We start from the raw sequence: 19,019 nt of genomic DNA, 5'->3' as shown, positions 1-19,019 counted from the left end.
GTGTCAAAAGACGGAGACCTTTGTGAGCTTTACGCAGCTAGACCGTGTTCCCATCCGCCGAGCCCTGATCTCGGTCTACGACAAGACCGGTCTGGAGGAGCTCGCGAAGGGCCTGCACGAAGCAGGCGTCAAGATCGTCTCCACCGGCTCCACCGCGAAGAAGATCGCCGCCGCAGGCATCCCCGTCCAGGAAGTGGAGGAAGTCACCGGTTCCCCGGAGATGCTGGACGGCCGCGTCAAGACGCTGCACCCCCGCGTCCACGGCGGCATCCTGGCGGACCGCCGCGTGCCCGCCCACATGGAAACGCTGGCCAGCATGGAGATCGAAGCCTTCGACCTCGTTGTGGTGAACCTTTACCCGTTCGTGGAGACCGTCAAGTCCGGTGCCGCGCAGGACGACGTCGTGGAGCAGATCGACATCGGAGGCCCCGCGATGGTGCGCTCCGCCGCGAAGAACCACGCCGCCGTCACGATTGTCACGGACCCCAAGTTCTACGGCAACGTTGTCCGCGCCGCCGCTGAAGGCGGCTTCGACCTGAAGACCCGCCAGCGCCTGGCGGCCAAGGCGTTCGCCCACACCGCCACCTACGACAACGCAGTGGCCACCTGGACCGCCAGCCAGTTCCTCGATGAGGACGGCGACGGCGTGATCGACTGGCCCGCCTACGCCGGCCTCGCGCTGGAGCGCTCCGAGGTCCTCCGCTACGGCGAAAACCCGCACCAGCAGGCCGCGCTGTACGTCGACAAGGCAGCTCCCGCAGGCATCGCCCAGGCGGACCAGATCCACGGCAAGGCCATGAGCTACAACAATTTCGTTGATGCCGATGCCGCCCTTCGTGCCGCGTTCGACTTCGCCGAGCCCGCAGTGGCCATCATCAAGCACGCCAACCCGTGCGGTGTGGCCGTGGGTTCCGCGGATGCAGCAGACCCCATCGCCGACGCCCACGCCAAGGCCCACGCCTGCGACCCCGTCTCCGCATTCGGCGGCGTGATCGCGGCCAACCGCACCGTTACGGCTGGCATGGCGCAGACCGTGGCAGGCATCTTCACTGAAGTGGTCATCGCGCCCGGGTTCGAGCCGGAAGCCGTGGAGATCCTGTCCAAGAAGAAGAACATCCGCCTGCTGTCGCTGCCTGAGGGCTACGGACGCTACCCGGCCGAAATCCGCCAGGTCTCCGGCGGCGTGCTCGTCCAGATCTCGGACAAGGTGGACGCCGAAGGCGACAACCCCGCCAACTGGACCCTCGCTGCCGGGGAAGCCGCGGACGACGCCACGCTGGCCGACCTCGCGTTCGCTTGGACCGCCTGCCGCGCCGCCAAGTCCAACGCCATCCTGCTCGCCGACCACGGTGCCGCCGTCGGCATCGGCATGGGCCAGGTCAACCGCCTCGATTCCTGCAAGCTTGCCGTCGAACGCGCCAACACGCTCGGCGTAACCGTGGAGTCCGCGGTTGAGGGTGCCGGCGGTGCTTCGAATGCCGACTCCAGCGGAGCCCCGCAGCGGGCCCGCGGTGCCGTGGCTGCCTCCGACGCGTTCTTCCCGTTCGCCGACGGCCTGCAGATCCTGATCGACGCCGGCGTCCGCGCCGTAGTCCAGCCCGGCGGTTCCGTCCGGGACGACGAGGTCATCGCCGCGGCCAACGCCGCCGGCATCACCATGTACTTCACCGGTGCGCGCCACTTCTTCCACTAGGACCTGAGGTCCATCAGGACCCGCCCGCCACGTACGACGGCGACCGCCCCCGCGAAGGGGACGGTCGCCGTCGTCGTTAATTCAGTTAGTCCTCGTCAGTCCCGGCATCAGCTTCGGCGTCAGCGCGTGCCGCAGGTTCCGGAAGCCGAACCTCCCGCGGTTTCGCTTCGGCCATCCGCTCCGGCGTCCAGTACGCGATGATGTCCTCCGGGGCCTGGCTGATGTCGCTGTGGCTCACGGCGCCGTCACCGGACGGACCGTCTTCCGAGGGGCCGGGGTCCAAGGACCCGGGGTTGTCAGTTCGCGGAGGAAGCACTCGAGTACGCCTGCTGGATGACGGAACCCCAGTACGGTCCGTACATGATTTCGGACCGGCTGCCGTAACCATAGCTATTGACGGAGTTCTGGTATCCACTGGAGCTGGTGCCGATGAACCACGGACCGCCCGAGGAGCCGCCGGTCATGTCGCAGGGGATGCCCTGGGACTGGAACTGCGGGTTGTAGGGATCGTTGCTGGCGGGGCCGGTGCAGCTGACAAGTGACGAGCCGTCGAACGGGGCAGCGGCCGGGTAGCCGAAGGACTTGTAGGTCAGGCCGCGGGCTGCGTTGAACTGGGCGCCGGAAGCACCCACAACATCGGCCAGGTTCTGGCCGTTGAGCTGAGAGACGACGGCGAAGCCCGTGTCATACTGCATGTCGCCGGCCGAGCTCCACTGGGTGGGGGCGTACAGGGCCTTGGCCGCCCATTTGCCGTACGGCGCGGCGCCGTCCAGGTATGCGGGGACGAAGATGAAGTTGGTGGCGAAGGCGCCGGGTCCCTCATTGAGGCAGTGGCCGGCTGTGGATACGGTGCTCTTGTTGTTGGACACCACGGAGTTCCCGGAGCAGACATAGTTGCTGCCGCCCAGGGTGAAGAAGACTTTGCCAATGTGGGACACCGGGTTCTCGTCGACGTGCAGGGGCGTTCTGCCCTTGCCTGCCTTGCCGGCAATCTTGGTGCTTGAACCCTTCTCCACCGCCGCGGCCGGCGAGGTGTTGCCGCGCTGCAGCGCCTTGCTGGCCAGTACGTCGCCGGGGACTGCGGAGCGCATGCGGTCAGCGGTCCAGTAACTGGCGGCATTGGTGCTGTCCACCGACTGGCTGGCAACCTGCGCGCCATCCGGAGGGGATGCGGGTGCGGCACTTGCCCCGCCGGCTGCACAGACGGCCAGCAGTGCGGCGGCGGACAGGCTCAGGAGGCTGGTGGCCAGAGTCTTCGATTTCGTCATGGTTGTCCTAACCAGTCGTGATGCAGCGGCCTCAGATGGTGGCCGCCGCTGGTGGAGATCAACCTACCCACTGTGACAATTGTTGTAAATAGATACACGAGTCTCGTATTGTGCGTGGTGAGGTGACGAGGGTCGGGGCATGCTACGCGTCGCTGGACGCCACGATGGGCGCCGACGCGCCCTGCTCGGGTAAGTTAAGACTGTTGAAATAACGCCAGAGTTCCAGATGTATGTATACCTTCAGGAGACGCCCGACCAATGGCCAAGATTATTTATACCCACACTGACGAAGCGCCCATGCTGGCCACCTACTCGTTCTTGCCGATTATTGAGGCCTACGCGTCGACTGCCGGTGTGGAAGTGGAAACCCGCGACATCTCCCTCTCTGGCCGCATCATCTCCGTCTTCGGCGACTACCTCACCGAACAGCAGCGGATCAGCGATGCCCTGGCCGAACTGGGCGACCTGGCGAAGAAGCCGGAAGCCAACATCATCAAGCTGCCCAACATCAGCGCCTCGATTCCCCAGCTGAAGGCGGCCATCGCCGAGCTCCAGTCCCAGGGCTACGACCTGCCGGACTACCCGGACAACCCGTCCTCCGACACCGAGACGGACATCCGCTCGCGCTACGACAAGATCAAGGGCTCGGCCGTGAACCCGGTCCTCCGCGAAGGCAACTCGGACCGCCGCGCGCCCCTGTCGGTCAAGAACTACGCCCGCCAGAACCCGCACTCCATGGGTGCATGGACTTCGGAGTCGAAGACCAACGTTGCCACCATGGACGCCGAAGACTTCCGCTCCAACGAGAAGTCCGTGGTCATCGAGGCCGATGACACCCTCAAGATCCAGCTGGTCAAGGAAGACGGCACGGTCAAGGTCCTGAAGCGCGGTTTCCCCGTCCTGGCCGGCGAAGTGGTTGACGGCACCGTGATGCGCGCCGCCGCCCTGGATGAGTTCCTGGCTGCCCAGGTGGCCCGCGCCAAGGAAGAAGGCGTGCTGTTCTCCGCACACCTGAAGGCCACCATGATGAAGGTCTCCGACCCCATCATCTTCGGCCACGTGGTCAAGGCCTACTTCGCTGAACTGTTTGACACGTACGGTGAGCAGCTCGCCGCCGCCGGACTGAGCCCCAACAACGGCCTCGCATCCATCCTGGGCGGGCTGGAAGAACTTCCGGAAGATGTCCGCGAAGGTGTCCAGGCCGCCATCAAGAAGGGCTTGGAAGAAGGCCCTGCACTGGCGATGGTGGACTCTGACAAGGGCATCACCAACCTGCACGTTCCTTCCGACGTCATCGTGGACGCTTCCATGCCCGCCATGATCCGCTCCTCCGGCCACATGTGGGGCCCGGACGGCAAGGAAGCCGACACGCTCGCCGTCCTCCCGGACAGCAGCTACGCCGGCATCTACCAGGTGGTCGTCGACGACTGCCGCGCCAACGGGGCCTTCGATCCCACCACCATGGGCACTGTGCCGAACGTCGGCCTCATGGCCCAGGCCGCCGAAGAATACGGCAGCCACGACAAGACCTTTGAGGTCCAGTCCGCCGGCACGGTCCAGCTCGTGGACAGCAAGGGTGACGTCCTGATTGAACACCAGGTGGCACCGGGCGACATCTGGCGCGCCTGCCAGGCCAAGGATGTGCCGATCCGTGACTGGGTCAAGCTGGCCGTCACCCGCGCCCGCGCCTCCGAAACCCCCGCCGTGTTCTGGCTGGACGAGGAACGCGCCCACGACGCCAACCTGATCGCCAAGGTCAAGGAATACCTCAAGGAATACGACACCGAGGGCCTCCAGATTGAAATCATGTCCCCGGTCAAGGCCACGGCCTTCACGCTCGAGCGCATCCGCAAGGGCGAGGACACCATCTCGGTGACTGGCAACGTGCTCCGCGACTACCTCACGGACCTGTTCCCGATCTTGGAACTGGGCACCAGCGCCAAGATGCTGTCCGTGGTTCCCCTGATAAACGGCGGCGGACTCTTCGAGACCGGTGCCGGCGGATCCGCCCCGAAGCACGTCCAGCAGTTGCTCAAGGAAAACCACCTGCGCTGGGACAGCCTGGGTGAATTCCTGGCCCTGGCCGTCAGCTTCGAGCACCTGGCCACCACCACGGGCAACAAGCGGGCCCAGGTCCTCGCCGACACCCTGGACCGGGCCACCGGCACGTTCCTGCTCGAGAACAAGTCCCCGCGCCGCAGCGTCGGGGAACTCGACAACCGCGGTAGCCACTTCTACCTCGCCAAATTCTGGGCGCAGGAGCTGGCCGAGCAGACCGACGACGCCGAGCTGGCCGCCGATTTCGCTGCTGTTTCCGAGGCGCTGGCCGCCAACGAGGACACCATCGTTGCCGAGCTGCTCGCAGTGCAGGGCTCCCCGGTGGACATCGGCGGTTACTACCACCCCGACGTCGCCAAGGTTGCCTCGGTGATGCGTCCTTCCGCGAAGTTCACCGAAGTGCTGTCCGGACTGGCCAAGTAGCCGGACCCGCACACGCAAAACGCCCCGCCTCCCACAATGGGAGGCGGGGCGTTTTTTGTTTGCGCCTGTTGGCCGGCGGGCCTTAGCGCTGGACGTGCTTGCCGAACGGGGGCTCCGTGGCCATGTCGGGATCCGCGTTCACTGGCTGTTCCGTGGGAACGGCGCCATACCCCACTTCCTCTTCGAGGGGGACGGCGGTCGTGGCAGTGCCCTCGCTGACGCGCTCGCGCCAGGCACCTGTCTCCACTTCGCGTTCCTCGATGAATTTCTTGAAGCGCTTGAGGTCCGAGGCCACCTGGCGGGAATCGAGCCCTACTGCTGCCCCCATCTTCTCAACGGCGGAGTCTGGCTCCCAGTCGAGTTCCACGCTGACCTTGGTTTCGGTCGGGTTGAGTGCTTCGAACCATACTGTTCCCGCGTTCCGCGGTTCGTCGAGACTTTCCCAGGTGACGCGCTGGTCCGGCTGCTGGACGGTGATCCGGGCGTCGTATTCCCTCTTGACGCCGGCGATGCTGGTCTGGAAGTGCACCGTGGTGTCGTCGAGCTGCCGGACAGAGTCGACACCGCTCATGAAGTGCGGAAAGTCCTCGAACTGGGTCCACTGGTTGTAGGCCTGGCTCAGCGGGACGCTTACGTTGATCGATTCCTGGACAGTTGCCATGCGTACATCACTCCTTCAGCTGGCGGGCCGCTGGCCCGCGGTTCTGATCTCGTTGCGTTCTTCGTGGGCGCGCTTTATCCAACTTAGCGACATTCCCGGCAAATAGTAAGTTTGCTGATGAAAACGTCTGCCGGGCCCAAGATATTTTCCGGGGAACGTTGTGATCAACCCCCGACTTCCCTAGAGTACTAAGCAAGCTTAGTTTCTGGCCGGACCGCCGACTGTAGCTAAGGACTGCAAACCATGAGGGGAACAAACATGTCAGCAGATGGCAACGTCCACATTCCAGGCGCCACCTCGAGCGAGGCACCCAGTGTTGCCGAGCCGACGCAGCCGCGCGAACCGCTGCCGCCCAAGCCGGACCAGCAAGGCCCCGAGGCGGTGTCGCCCACCGGAACGCCTACGGGCGCCCCGGCTCATTCGAGGGCCCAGTCCGGGGCCTACCTCACCACCGCCCAAGGGCTCCGGCTCCAAGACACTGATCATTCGCTGAAGGCAGGACGCCGCGGGCCGGTGCTGCTTCAGGACCACCACCTCCGCGAGAAGATCACCCACTTCGACCACGAGCGCATCCCGGAGCGAGTGGTGCATGCCCGCGGTGCGGGGGCCCACGGCACCTTCCGGTCGTACGGCGCCGCTGCGAACATCAGCCGCGCAGGCTTCCTGGCCAAAGACGTGGAAACCCCGGTCTTTGTCCGGTTCTCCACGGTCCTGGGATCCCGCGGCTCCGCCGACACCGTCCGTGACACCCGCGGTTTCGCCACCAAGTTCTACACGGACGAGGGCACCTTCGACCTCGTCGGCAACAACATCCCGGTGTTTTTCATTCAGGACGGCATTAAGTTTCCGGACATCATCCACGCCGGCAAGCCGCACCCGGACCGTGAAATCCCGCAGGCCCAGAGCGCCCACGATACCTTCTGGGACTTTGTCTCGCTCCACACCGAGGCGCAGGCCCACACCATGTGGAACATGTCCGACCGCGCCCTGCCCCGCTCCTACCGCACCATGGAGGGATTCGGCGTGCACACCTTCCGCTTGGTGAATGCCGAAGGGGACACAGTGCTGGTCAAGTTCCACTGGAAGCCCAAGCAGGGCGTGCACTCGCTCGTCTGGGAGGAAGCCCAGCTCATCAACGGCATGGATCCGGACTTCCACCGGCGTGACCTTGCCGACGCCATCGAATCCGGGGCTTTCCCGGAATGGGAGCTGGGAGTGCAGGTGTTCCCGGACACCGAAGAGGAATTCTTCGAGGGAATCGACTTGCTGGACCCCACCAAGTTCGTCCCGGAAGAACTCGCACCGGTGCAGCCCATCGGACTGATGACGCTCAACGCCAACCCGGTGAACTACTTCGCCGAAACCGAGCAGGTTGCGTTCCACCCCGGCCACCTGGTGCCGGGCATAGACGTCACCAACGATCCGCTGCTGCAGGTGCGGCTCTTCTCCTACATCGACACCCAGATCTCCAGGCTGGGCGGCCCGAACTTCGGGCAGATCCCCATCAACCGGCCACAGGCGCCCGTCAACGACATGCTCCGCGACGGAATGCACCAGCAGGCGGTTCACGGGGGAGCGGCACCGTACCACCCGAACTCGCTGGACGGCGGCTGCCCCTTCCTGGCTGGCGCTGACCTCAGCGCGTTCGTGGACGTTCCCGAGCAGTTGGCGGCGGCGGTCAAGGAACGGAAGTCGCCGGCGTCGTTCGACGATCACTTCAGCCAGGTCCGGCTTTTCTTCCGCAGCCTGAGCCCGGTGGAGCAGGACCATGTGATCCAGGCCTACACTTTTGAGCTCGGCAAGTGCCGGGAGGAAGCCATCCGGGAACGCCAGCTGCAGCACCTGGCCAACATCGACGGGGACCTGTGCGCCGCCGTCGCCAAGGGCCTGGGTATGCCGGCGCCTGCAGCTACGGTGGAGGTGGCCGATGCGGACCCGAGCCCCGCGCTGTCCCAGATCGGCGGAACGTGGCCGGTGAAGGGCCGCGTGGTGGGTATTGTGGCCGACGCGGGCAGCGACCTGGACGCCGTGCGTGCCGCACGCACCGCTTTGGATGCCGCGGGAATCGTGCCGCTGGTCATCGCACCGTCCGGAGGGTACCTGGGAGCGGAGGCCGACGGCGGGATCCCGGTTCAGCGCACCTACCTCACCGCACGCTCCACGGAGTTCGACGCCGTGCTGGTGGCCGGTTCGGCTGACCCGGCCCCGGACGCCGAGCAGGGCCTCGATGCCAAGGCCGGCGAGCCGGGGGCATCCCTTGACCCGAGAGTGATCCTGTTGCTTTCCGAGAGCTTCCGCCACGCAAAGGCGATCGGTGGCTGGGGCGCAGGTGCCGCCGTCGTGGACGCCGCAGGCATTCCGCAGGATGCTCCCGGAGTTGCCGTGAGCGATGGCGCCGACGGTGCAGTTTCGCGGATCCAGGAGCTACTGGCCGCGCACCGGTCCTGGGAACGTTTCCCGGCGTCAACCTCCTGATGGAGGTCTAAATCCGGCGGCGGCTGAATCCGGAAGGCAAGTACCGGATTCAGTCGTTGCTCTTGCCTTTGCCCTTGTTGCCCGCTCCTGCGTTGTCCTGGGCAGGGGCCGGGGCTTCGGCGGCGGGGGCTTTGGCTGCCTTCGCAGCTTCCGCTGCCGCTGCTTCCGCTGCTGCTGCGTCTGCGGCTGCCTTGGCGGCAGCAGCCTGGGCCGCTGCCGCGGCCGCAGCATCCGCTTCCGCCTGTGCCTTGGCAGCGGTAAGGTCCGCCCGCACTGCTTCGATGGCCTTCGTAATGCTCTGGTGGCGCTTGAATGAGACGTTTCCCTCGGCGGCCGAGGCGTCCAGTTCAGTCAACAGTTCGTCGAGGGATTTCAAGGCGCCGACAGGATCGTTGCTCGCGGCTGATTGTGAAACGGTCAGGACTTTAGCCTGGAGTTTCTGCGCGGCATCGGTATCGAGGTCCGGAACCGAGGAGCTGCAACCGGCGAGGCCAGCAACCAGCAGGCCCGCCGCGAACACCGCCCGCCAGCGCGTCGGTGACCAGCGACGATTGACCGTGATTGACGTCATGGTTCCACGCTCTTCTGCAGTTCTTCCAGATGCTCTCCCAGCGTGCCGGTGACTGCAGGGTACTGGACAGGCTCCGGGGTTTTCGGACTGTTGGCGGGCAGGAGGACCATGGCGCCTACCGCAAGCACGGCGAACAAAGCCACGGCTGCAGCCAGCTTGCCGCGGCCGCCGGAACGGAGGCGCTGGGCGAATCCGGTGCGCGGCGGCCTGGTTTCGCCGGGCCGCAGCTCGGCTGTCGTACGGCCACCGGCGTTCGTCTCGGTTGTCCGCATGCCTTCCGGGACAACCATCGGCGGACGCGACGGCGGCGCCGGGAGAATTCGGGTGGGTTCGTCGGCCACGCTTCCGGGCACTGACTCAGGTGAGATCAGGGCCTGCCGAAAGGCTGTCTCGAGTTCAGCTGCTGTCGGGCGGTCCATGGGGTCCAGTGCTGTCATGGCGCGGATCAGGCTTGCCCACTCGGCTGGAACGTCAGCAGGGATTTCCGGGGCGCGGTGCAGGCGCGCCACCGCCGATTCGATGGCGCTTCCCGGATATTCCACCGCTCCCTTGATGCACTCGAGTAGAACAAGGCCTAGGGAATAGATGTCGCTGGCGGGACCCAGATCGGCGCCCCGTGCCTGTTCGGGGCTCAGGTATGCGGCGGTTCCCACCATGGTCCCGGTGGCCGTGAGCCGTGTGCCGTCGACGATCCGGGCAATGCCGAAGTCTGTCAGTTTGGGGCGCAGTGGTTCTCCGGGACGCACCTGAACCAGCAGGATGTTGGCCGGCTTGATGTCACGGTGGATGATGCCCAGGCCATGGACGTACGCCAGCGCGTCGGCAACTCCGGCTCCGATCACCGCCACTTCCTCCAACGGGACGGTGCTGTGCCGGATCCTGCCCCGGAGGTCCTGCCCCTCAACCAGTTCCATGGTGAGGAACGGGCGGGGCTCCTCGGGGACGCGGGCGTCGATCCCGGCGTCGAACAAGGTCACCAGGCTGGGGTGGTTCAGTGTGGCGAGCAGCTGAATCTCAGCTTCCTGCCGCTTCAGCTCGTCTGCGTCAGCCGACTGCGGGGCAAAAAGCTTCAAGGCCACGTCGCGGCCCAGATTTTCATCCCTTGCCGTGTACACCGATGCCATGCCGCCGCGGCCGATGACCTCGCCGAGACGGTATCGGCCGTCTAGGACCTCTGCCGTTTCACTGGGCGAACTCTCCACCATGTCCCCATTCTTTTTGGCGTTCCCTCGGAACGCACTCTAAGAATAATACGGGGACGGGTATGCATTTTCATAAGGGTGCTTGTTGTTAGTTGAGCCTCCCGTATCTTTGGGTGCGGTGGGGCCGGGGAAGCCCTGAGCGGCTTCCCCGGCCGGACTGTTCCACGAGCGCGCCGGGGTGCGGCTGGCGGGGAGCCGGCAGTGCCGTGTCCCCGCCTGCCCGCCTAGGCTTTTCTTCGCCGCGCCAGCACCAGCATGATGGCCATGCCGCCGGCGAGGAGGACAAGGGCTGCAGTCAGCAACTCTAGGCCGGCCCCCGTGGCGGCGAGCATCGGTGCATTGGCTGTTGCACCCGCATTGGCGCCCGCGGTGGTCGGCGATGCGGCCGACAGGTTCAAGCCGTTGCCGGCAGCGGCACCGCCCGGGCTGGTGACACTGGGGACGGTGACGCCCGGCATGGTTCCGGTGGCAGGACCAGCCGGGGTAATGCCGCCGGTTGACGGGATGCCGGTCGTCGGACCGCCGGTTGACGGGAGGCCTGTCGTGGGACCGCCGGTTGCGGGTCCGCCGGTCGTCGGACCGCCGGCTGCGGGTCCGCCGGTCGACGGGATGCCGGTCGTGGGTCCGCCGGTTGCGGGTCCGCCAATACCGAGATCCACGCCGAGGTCAATTCCCGTGTTGGTACCGGTGTCGCTCGAACCGCCGACGCCGAGGTCAACGCCGAGGTCGATGGCGGTGTCGATTGCGGTGTTGGTGCCGCTGTCAGCCGCACCCAGGTTGACGTTGACGAGGGCGCCGACGTCGGTGGTGCCGGCGTCTGCCGTGCCCAGGCCGAGGTCGACGAGGGCGTCAACGTCGGTGGTGCCGGCATCTGCCGTGCCCAGGTTGACGTCGACGACGGCGTCGAGGTTGCCGGATGTGGTGTCGGACTCTGCTGTCCCGGCGTCTGCTGCACCCAGGTTGACGTCGACGAGGGCGCCGACGGCGGTGGTGGTGCCGGTTCCGGTGGTGCTGGTGTCGGCCGCACCGAGGTTGACGTCGACGAGGGCGCCGACGGCGGTGGTGGTGCCGGTTCCGGTGATGCTGGTGTCGGCCGCACCGAGGTTGAGGTCGACGTCGGCGCCGAGGTCGGCGGTGGTGGTGCCCGTCCCCGTGGTTCCGGTGTCGGTTCCCAGATTGATGTCCACGACGGCGTCGAGGACAGTCGTGCTGTTTTCCGGCGTTGAGTCACCCAGCAGGCCCAACGACGAGTTCGCGGCTACAGCCGCTGAGACAGTGGCGGTAGTGCCGGATGTGAGACCATCCGACCCGCTCGGTGCATCTGCCGCGCTTGCAGCGGTGGTGCCGAGGGCTAAGAGTCCTCCGGCAAAGAGGGTGCTGAGCAGCCCTCTGCGAATGTTTGCGTGCATGGTGATATCTCCTGAAAGTTGTGGTTGGGCGCCCAAGGCAGCCCGAATGGCCGTTTCCCCCGCAGAGGCGAAGGGAAGGCCCTAACTAATCAGGAGATGAACCGGGGTCGAAAGACACCGGTGCAGGGGCGTTCTGCAAGGGGCCGCCGAGGGGGAATGCACGGGTCAGCGGAACGTCCAGGTGGAAAGGTGAAAGCCAGGCTGTGCCGCCGGCACCGCCGCCTGAAGACTGGCTGCTCCCTGAACCGGAGCCCGGGACAGCAGGCAATTCAGACGGGCCAGGGCTTCCCTCATGGGGGAGCGGCGGTTCGAGGCCTCCTGTATGTACCGGAACAGCCCGCGGCGATCCTGAGTCAGCGGCGGGGAATGGTGCAGCTGCCTTTGACGTGACGTCGGCGGCCGGAAATCCGCCGGCACTTTCCGTGTCCGCACGGACAGACAGAAATAGGTCCGGTGGGACACTGCTCGTGGTTCCACCCGCCGGCCCGGAGGCGTCCGGAATAGTGAGGACCGGCGCTGCGATGTTGCCTGGAAGCGAATCAACGCCGGCCAGCAGGTCGCTGACCGGCTCCACGACGGGGTCAAGAACGGGCAGGGTATCTTTCATCGCCGGCAGGAGGTCCTGGGCGATTTCGTCCACGATTCCGTCCGCTGCCTCCATCACCGGTGCCGTGACGGCATCCGCAGTGCCGGACGGGACCACCTGGTTCGCCACCGGAACAGCTGCAATCGAATTGTCCACGGCGCCGATGAGGGGCTGGACAAATCCGGCAGGTTCGGCGGAGCTTGGCTGGGCGGTCAGTACCATGGCATCCGCCGGTGAAGTGTCCGGAACCAGGGATGGAGCGGCGGCCAAGACATCCTCAACAGTGCTGGTTGCAGCTTCGGTGACCGAAGAAACCGACGAACTAACGCCGCCAAGCAGCGAGTCAGAGTCCGATGCTGCATCGGCGCTAGCTGCGGGGGCCGACAGGGTCAGCCAGGCCGTGGCCGCCGCGCCCGCAAGGAGCAACGGCCGGAGCGCGCGCCATGACAAGCGTTCCATGCGCAACACCCCCCGGCTCCTCGAAAAATCGACGATTGCCTACAGCCTAGACACGGTCAAAGGCGGGAGTCCAGCATTCTCCGGTAAATAGTCCGGCGAATTGACTATTTTTCCGGGCGCTTCGACTGCGCGGGGTGGGTGTCATTGGGGTAGCTCACGCCGAGCTGCGCACGAACTCCGTCGAAGAGCCTCATGACATTCAGCGAGTCCTCAAGCGGCATGACCGGGCTTTCCGTGATTCCCTGCTGGATGCACCTGGTGACCTCGCGGAGTTCGTACGAATAGCCGCGGCCCACAACGTCGAAGTGCTCGGTGCGTGGTTCGGCCATGCCGATCCTGACCCGGATTTCCTTCGGATTGTTCACGGACCCGATGGTCTGCAAGTACCCCAAGCTCCCGGCCACGGTGGCTGCCCGCGGACCATACGCCGTCAGCGACGACGTCAGTTGGGCTTGCGCACCGTGGTGGTATCCCAGCGTCAGCGCATTCTGGGCGTCCACGCCGTCGTCGTTCACTGACCCCGTGGCACTTACGGTTTGCGGGAAACCCAAGGTGCCCAGTGCCCAGAGCAGGGGATAAACAGTCAGGTCCAGGAGGGCGCCGCCGCCGTCCTTGAGGGCCCACAGACGGGCGCTGGGGGAGTAGACCGCCGGGAAGCCGAGGTCCGCGGTAACCCACTGGATCGGGCCGAGTTCGCCGGATGCAGCGATTTCGAAAGCGCGCTGCATGCTGGGCAGGAACCGGCTCCACATCGCTTCCATCATGAAGAGCTGTTTGGAACGCGCGAGCGTCACAAGCTCCGAAGCCTCCCGCGCATTGATGGTCAAGGCTTTTTCGCACAGCACGTGCTTTCCCGCGTTGAGGGCTGCCAAAGCAACTTCGTAGTGCTGGGCGTGCGGCGTGGCCACATAGACGACATCGACGGCGTCGTCGGCGAAGAGACGGTGGTAGCCCGGCCCGCCGGCGTCGTCACCGTACGCCTTGGCAAAACCGAATTTGGCCGCGAATGCGTCAGCCGTTCCCTGGCTTCGCGAGCTGACTGCGTAGAGTTCCGCATCGGCGAGATGCGCCAGGTCCTGCACCACCGACTGGGCGATCGAGCCTGTAGCCACGACTCCCCACCGCAGCGTGCGTCCTGTGGCGGAACGGGGATCCTGGTCGGACTGGCTGAACAGCCACGGCTTCGCGATAGGGGCAGTCATTGTGCCATCCTCTCATCCTGCTGAGAGAGCGTTGCGGAAATACCCGCAGGAAGTGAAAGAGCCTTGCAGTAAAGGCCGCAGGAAGTGAGAGAGCGTCGCCTTAAAGGCGGCAGGAGCTGAGAGAGGGTTCGGAACCAGCCCCTCAGCTCCCGCCTGCGCCGGGTCGGCCGATCAACTACGCCGTCGCTGCCGCTGCCGCGCGCGTCCGGGCGGGCTCCTCGGTGAGGCGCCCCTGCTGGAGCCGGAAGCGGCGGTCCGTCTTGTTGGCGAGCTGGCGGTCGTGCGTGACCACCAGGATGGTGGTGTTGTGGTCGCGGCTCAGCGAGCTCAGGAGCTCGATGATGTGCTCTCCTGTCTGCTCGTCCAGGTTGCCCGTGGGCTCGTCGGCCAGGATCAGCTTGGGCTCATTGGCCAGGGCCCGGGCAATGGCCACGCGCTGCTGCTCGCCGCCGGACAGCCGGTTGATCCGGCGCACGTGCTTCTCCGGATCCAGCTGCACCTGCTCGAGCAGTTCCTTGGCGCGGGCAAGCCGCACTGCCTTGCGGACCCCGGCGAACTCCATCGGCAGCATCACGTTGTCCACGGCCGACAGGTTGGGGATCAGGTTGAACTGCTGGAACACGAAGCCGATGTCGCGGCGCCGGTATTCGGTCAGCTTGCCGTCCGGCATGCTGGCCAGGCTGACGCCGTTGACGACGACGTCTCCACTGGTGGGCTTGTCCAGCGCACCGAGCAGGGACAACAGGGTGCTCTTGCCGCTGCCGCTCTTGCCCACGATGGACGCGAGCGTGCCCTGCTCGAGTTCAAAGCTGACGTCGTTGACGGGCTTGATGGTGCGGTCGCCGGACTTGAAGGTGCGGACGAGGTTCTTGACTTCGATCATGGCTACTCTCCTCGGAGGACTTCGATGGGACGGATGCGGGCGGTCAGGAGTGCCGGGACCAGCGCGCCGATGATGGCCACGCCGAACACTGCGGCGATGCCGGCGGCGATCACGCCGGGGGAGGCGCTCGCGGTGACGCTGGTCAGGAGCTGGGAAGCACCGCCGAACGGCCCGCCGCCCGGGAAGCCGGCGCCTCCGCCCGGCAAGCCGGCCGCCCCGCCGGGCATGCCGCGCCCGGTGGTTGCCGCCGTCGTCGTACTGGTGTTGGAGCTGATCAGTGCGGAGGCGATGCCGCCGCTGGCGAAGGAGGCGACGGCGGCGCCCACCACGCTGCCGAGCGCCACCAGGACCAGCGCCTCCAGGACGAACTGGAGTCCGATGGTGCGGTTGGGGGCGCCGATCGCCTTGAGCACTCCGATTTCACGACGGCGCTCGCGGACCAGCATCACCATGATCAGGAGAATGATCAGGCCTGCCGTTCCCAGCGCCGCGACAAACGCGATGAACGAGATGTTCTTGACGCTGTCCAGGGAGCCGACAGCGGTCTCGAGGTTCTGGCCCTGGGTGACGTCAGCCTTGTCGGTGCCGAGCGCATCCTGGAGGGCGGCCTTGGTGGAATCCACGTTTTCCAGGGTGTCGACCGTGACGATCATCGTGGACAGTTCGCCGGGCAGTTCTGCCAGCGTCTGGGCGGAGGGAAGCGTCACGTAGAGGGCGTTGTTGCCGAACGTGGTGCCTGCGTCGAACAAGCCGCCAACCGTATACGTCTGGTCATTGATGGTGAACGTTGAGCCGACGCTGAGTCCGTTCTTTTCGGCGAGCGTGGTGCCCAGAAGTGCGTTGATGGATTCTGCGGTGTAGTCGCCAAGGCCGGTGCCTTCGGTGATTTCCAGGGCCTTGCCCGTGCTGTCCACCTCGGCGCCGATTCCGGTGGCCGTGATCGGGAGGCTGCGCACCGGCGGCGTGGTTCCGGTTGATCCGGTGGTTCCCTCGGCGGCCTGGTTGCGGTTGCCGAGCGTTCCGGCGTCGACGGCGGCGGTGAGGCTGGTGGTCAGCGTGGTGGTGGACTGCCCGCTGGGGCCGCCCTGGCCCCCGCCGGGTCCTGCCGCCTGGGTGCCGGCGGCCTGGGTGCCGGCGGCGGTTTGTGCCGCAGCTTCAGTCGCGTTCCGCAGCCGGAGCGCTTTGGTGCCGACGACGCCGGTCACGTTGGGTACCGCGGCCGCGGTTGCGGCCTGCTCGGCTGTGAGCGGCTCGCCGCCGCCTTCGAAACCCTGGCCGCCGGCCGGATTGACGGTCAGGACGGTGCCCACGGATGCGTTCAGTTCCGTGACTTTGGCGGCGACCGCCTGGTTGGCCACCAGCATGGACAGGGCCAGGCCGATCGCCACGGCCAACACCGCCACCACGGCCCCTGTTCGGACCTTGTTTCTGAAGGCATTGCCTACACTTCGGGCGAGGACGCTCACGGTACTCCTAGGATCTCTGGCCGGACGGACTGACCGGCTGCTGATCCAACACTGGGGCGCGTGGCTGTGCGGAGGACGGGCCAAAGCTATGTTTGCGCTGTGAAGGCGCCGCCCGTTTTCCTGCGGGAAACGCAGGAGCCCCGGCCCACCCTCTCGGGTGGGCCGGGGCTCCGCACTGCAGTTGGAAGCGCCGAAGGTTACTTCGTGATCGGGCCGAGTACCGGATCGTCCACGTAGGCCGTCTTGACGTTCTCCTTGGTCACGATGACCGGATCCAGCAGGTAGGCCGGAACAGTCTTGACCGTGTTGTTGTAGGACTTGTCATCGTTGATCTCAGGCGTCTTGCCGGCCTGGATGTCCTTGACCATGGTGATCGCGTGCTCAACGAGCTTGCGGGTGTCCTTGTTGATGGTGGAGTACTGCTCGCCCGCCATGATGGACTTGACGGACTCAACCTCGGAGTCCTGGCCGGTGATGACCGGAAGCGGCTTGCCGGCAGCCTTGACGGACGTCAGGACTGCACGCGCCAGGGTGTCGTTCGGGGACAGGACGCCGTCCAGGGAAGCGGTGTTGTAGCTGCCGGTCAGCAGGGTGTCTGCCCGGCGCTGGGCGTTCTCAGCCTTCCAGCCCTGGGTGACAGCCTGCTCGAACGAGGTCTGGCCCGAGACAACCTTGAGGGTGCCGTCGTCGATCTTCGGCTTGAGGACGCTCATGGCGCCGTCGAAGAAGACCTTCGCGTTGGCGTCATCCGGGGAACCGGCGAAGAGCTCGATGTTGTACGGGCCCGAAGGCTTCTTGGCCTTCATGCCGTCCAGCAGCGCCTGGCCCTGGAGTTCGCCCACCTTGAAGTTGTCGTAGGCCACGTAGTAGTCCACGTTCTCGGTGTTCAGGAGCAGGCGGTCGTAGGCGATGATGGTGGCGCCGGAGTCCTTGGCCTGCTTGAGCTGGGTACCCAGCTGGGCGCCGTCGATGGCGCCTACGATGATGACCTTTGCACCCTTGGTGACCATGGCACTGATCTGGTTCTGCTGCTCGGAGACGCCGCCGTTGGCGAACTGCACGTCGGCCTTGAAGCCGGACCCGTTCAGGCCGTCGTTGAACAGCTTCTCGGCCAGCACCCAGTTTTCACTGGTTTTCTGGGGGAGCGCGACGCCGATCGAGGAGTTCTTGGGGAATGCCTCGCCGCCGCCCGTGCCACCGCCTGTGGTGCCGGTTTCGGAGCGGCCGCAGGCTGTCAGCGCCAGTGCCGCAATAGCAGCGATTGCTGCTGCCTTTCCTGCTTTACCAATCATTTGCATTGCTTGGTTCACTTTCTATAGATGGTGTGCGGAGAATCGTGGGGAAGCGCTCAGGCTTCCTTTCGGATGACGTCCTTGGTGGCTGTCGTCTCGTCCGGCTGGAGTTCGGTGCTCTTGCCGCCGAAGTTTTTCATCATCATGCCGATGATGGATTTCTTTCCCTGGGTCTTGTTGTAGACGTCGAAGGCGACGGCGATGAGGAGGACGAGGCCCTTGATGATCTGGGTAAGGTCCGCGCCGACGCCCAGGAGCTGCAGGCCGTTGTTCAGCACGGCCATGACCAGGCCGCCGACGATGGAGCCGATCACGGTGCCCACGCCGCCGGTCACGGCAGCGCCGCCGATGAACACGGCTGCGATGGCGTCCAGTTCCCAGCCGACGCCGTCGAACGGGCCGGACGCGGTGGAGCGGCCCACGAAGATCATGCCTGCCAGGCCGGCGAGGATGGACATGTTCATCATGACCAGGAAGTTGACCTTCTTGGACTGCACACCGGAGAGTTCCGCGGCGTGGCGGTTGCCGCCGACGGCGTAGATGTGGCGGCCCACGATGGTCTTGGAGGAGATGAAGCCGTAGATGATCACGAGGGCGGCCAGGATCAAGCCGGGAATCGGGAAGGACGTGCCCGGGCGGCCGGTGGCGAACAGGTACGTGGCGTAGAGGATGGCGCCGCAGATCAGGACCAGCTTCAGGATCATCACCCAGGCTTCCGGGACTTCGGCGCCGAGGGCAATGGCCCGGCGGCGTGAACGTACCTCGCTGAAGATCACGAAGGCGACAGCCAGGATGCCGAGGATCAGGGTCCAGTTGTTGTACCCCGTGTTCGGCCCGAATTCCGGAAGGTAGCCGGAGCCGATCGTCTGGAAGTCCGCAGGTACGGGGATGGTGTTGGACTTGCCGACGTACTGGTTGAAGCCGCGGAAGAGCAGCATGCCGGCGAGGGTCACGATGAAGGCCGGGATGCCCACATAGGCCGTCCAGAACCCTTGCCAGGCCCCGATCAGCGCTCCGAGGGCCAGGCCGAGGAGGACGCCGGCGTACCAGGGGATTCCCCAGTCACGGATCGCAAGGGCCACGGTGACGCCGACGAATGCTGCCACGGACCCCACGGAGAGGTCGATGTGGCCGGCGATGATGACCAGCACCATGCCGATGGCCAGGATCAGGATGTAGGAGTTGCCGTTGAAGAGGTTGATGACGTTGCCCGGGGTGAGCGTGCGGCCCTCGGTGAAAATCTGGAAAAAGACGATCAGTGCAACCAGGGCGAAGATCATGCCGAATTGGCGGGTGTTGCCGCCAAATAGCTTCTTGAGCGCGTTCATTGTTTCGGTCCTTGTGTCTGGAAGGTTCTGGAGTTATCCAGAA

General features: G+C 65.6%; 15 protein-coding genes. 3 read left to right on the top strand and 12 right to left on the bottom strand.

The features are described 5' to 3' along the window. Positions 1-22: 22 nt before the first annotated feature. Positions 23-1,693: a bifunctional phosphoribosylaminoimidazolecarboxamide formyltransferase/IMP cyclohydrolase gene (gene purH, locus WMN78_RS10755; protein ID WP_340533737.1), complete on the top strand. Its 1,671-nt coding sequence runs from the start codon at positions 23-25 to the stop codon at positions 1,691-1,693. Between the two features lie 85 nt (positions 1,694-1,778). On the opposite strand, the gene WMN78_RS10750 is transcribed toward purH, so the two are convergent. Both WMN78_RS10750 and WMN78_RS10745 read right to left on the bottom strand, forming a co-directional pair. Continuing rightward, entirely contained in the window at positions 1,779-2,009 is a 231-nt protein-coding gene (locus tag WMN78_RS10750; RefSeq protein ID WP_340533736.1) for a hypothetical protein, read from the bottom strand. Next, positions 1,990-2,961, bottom strand: coding sequence for a hypothetical protein (locus tag WMN78_RS10745; protein WP_340533735.1), 972 nt, complete (start codon positions 2,959-2,961; stop codon positions 1,990-1,992). The genes WMN78_RS10750 and WMN78_RS10745 overlap by 20 nt, the downstream gene beginning before the upstream one ends. A gap of 258 nt (positions 2,962-3,219) precedes the next feature. On the opposite strand from WMN78_RS10745, the gene WMN78_RS10740 reads away from it, so the two are divergent. Next, the gene (locus WMN78_RS10740; RefSeq protein ID WP_340533734.1) at positions 3,220-5,442 is read left to right on the top strand and encodes an NADP-dependent isocitrate dehydrogenase; all 2,223 of its coding nucleotides are present in this window, start codon (positions 3,220-3,222) and stop codon (positions 5,440-5,442) included. A gap of 82 nt (positions 5,443-5,524) precedes the next feature. On the opposite strand, the gene WMN78_RS10735 is transcribed toward WMN78_RS10740, so the two are convergent. Then, positions 5,525-6,103 carry an SRPBCC family protein gene (locus tag WMN78_RS10735; RefSeq protein WP_340533733.1) on the bottom strand — a complete coding sequence of 193 codons (579 nt, stop codon included), beginning with the start codon at positions 6,101-6,103 and terminating at the stop codon, positions 5,525-5,527. Positions 6,104-6,361: 258 nt separating this feature from the next. Here WMN78_RS10735 and WMN78_RS10730 point away from each other — a divergent pair, with 258 nt between their 5' ends. After that, positions 6,362-8,578, top strand: a complete 2,217-nt coding sequence (locus WMN78_RS10730; RefSeq protein ID WP_340533732.1) for a catalase — start codon at positions 6,362-6,364, stop codon at positions 8,576-8,578. A 49-nt stretch (positions 8,579-8,627) separates the two neighbouring features. Here WMN78_RS10730 and WMN78_RS10725 read toward each other — a convergent pair whose 3' ends face one another. The 9 genes from WMN78_RS10725 to mmsB all read right to left on the bottom strand — a co-directional run bounded on the left by WMN78_RS10725 (position 8,628) and on the right by mmsB (position 18,976). After that, the gene (locus WMN78_RS10725; RefSeq protein WP_340533730.1) at positions 8,628-9,149 is read right to left on the bottom strand and encodes a mucin-associated surface protein; all 522 of its coding nucleotides are present in this window, start codon (positions 9,147-9,149) and stop codon (positions 8,628-8,630) included. Beyond that, positions 9,146-10,354, bottom strand: coding sequence for a serine/threonine-protein kinase (locus tag WMN78_RS10720; RefSeq protein WP_340533729.1), 1,209 nt, complete (start codon positions 10,352-10,354; stop codon positions 9,146-9,148). Before WMN78_RS10720 ends, WMN78_RS10725 begins: the two co-directional genes overlap by 4 nt. 221 nt (positions 10,355-10,575) lie before the next feature. Continuing rightward, positions 10,576-11,760 carry a hypothetical protein gene (locus tag WMN78_RS10715; protein ID WP_340533728.1) on the bottom strand — a complete coding sequence of 395 codons (1,185 nt, stop codon included), beginning with the start codon at positions 11,758-11,760 and terminating at the stop codon, positions 10,576-10,578. Between the two features lie 85 nt (positions 11,761-11,845). Next, positions 11,846-12,805 carry a hypothetical protein gene (locus tag WMN78_RS10710; protein ID WP_340533727.1) on the bottom strand — a complete coding sequence of 320 codons (960 nt, stop codon included), beginning with the start codon at positions 12,803-12,805 and terminating at the stop codon, positions 11,846-11,848. Positions 12,806-12,909: 104 nt separating this feature from the next. After that, complete coding sequence (locus WMN78_RS10705) at positions 12,910-14,007, bottom strand: Gfo/Idh/MocA family oxidoreductase (RefSeq protein WP_340533726.1); 1,098 nt, start codon at positions 14,005-14,007, stop codon at positions 12,910-12,912. A gap of 175 nt (positions 14,008-14,182) precedes the next feature. Next, a complete protein-coding gene (locus WMN78_RS10700) occupies positions 14,183-14,890 on the bottom strand; it encodes an ABC transporter ATP-binding protein (protein ID WP_340533725.1) in 708 nt (235 codons plus the stop codon). A 2-nt stretch (positions 14,891-14,892) separates the two neighbouring features. After that, complete coding sequence (locus tag WMN78_RS10695) at positions 14,893-16,356, bottom strand: ABC transporter permease (protein WP_340533724.1); 1,464 nt, start codon at positions 16,354-16,356, stop codon at positions 14,893-14,895. Positions 16,357-16,553: 197 nt separating this feature from the next. Then, the gene (locus tag WMN78_RS10690) at positions 16,554-17,654 is read right to left on the bottom strand and encodes a sugar-binding protein (RefSeq protein ID WP_340533723.1); all 1,101 of its coding nucleotides are present in this window, start codon (positions 17,652-17,654) and stop codon (positions 16,554-16,556) included. A 50-nt stretch (positions 17,655-17,704) separates the two neighbouring features. Next, the gene (gene mmsB / locus WMN78_RS10685; protein ID WP_317782698.1) at positions 17,705-18,976 is read right to left on the bottom strand and encodes a multiple monosaccharide ABC transporter permease; all 1,272 of its coding nucleotides are present in this window, start codon (positions 18,974-18,976) and stop codon (positions 17,705-17,707) included. Positions 18,977-19,019: the final 43 nt, after the last annotated feature.

Origin of the sequence: Arthrobacter oryzae (genome assembly GCF_037911235.1) — a bacterium.
Classification (GTDB): domain Bacteria; phylum Actinomycetota; class Actinomycetes; order Actinomycetales; family Micrococcaceae; genus Arthrobacter; species Arthrobacter oryzae_E.
This window is presented reverse-complemented; position numbering and strand designations above follow the sequence as displayed.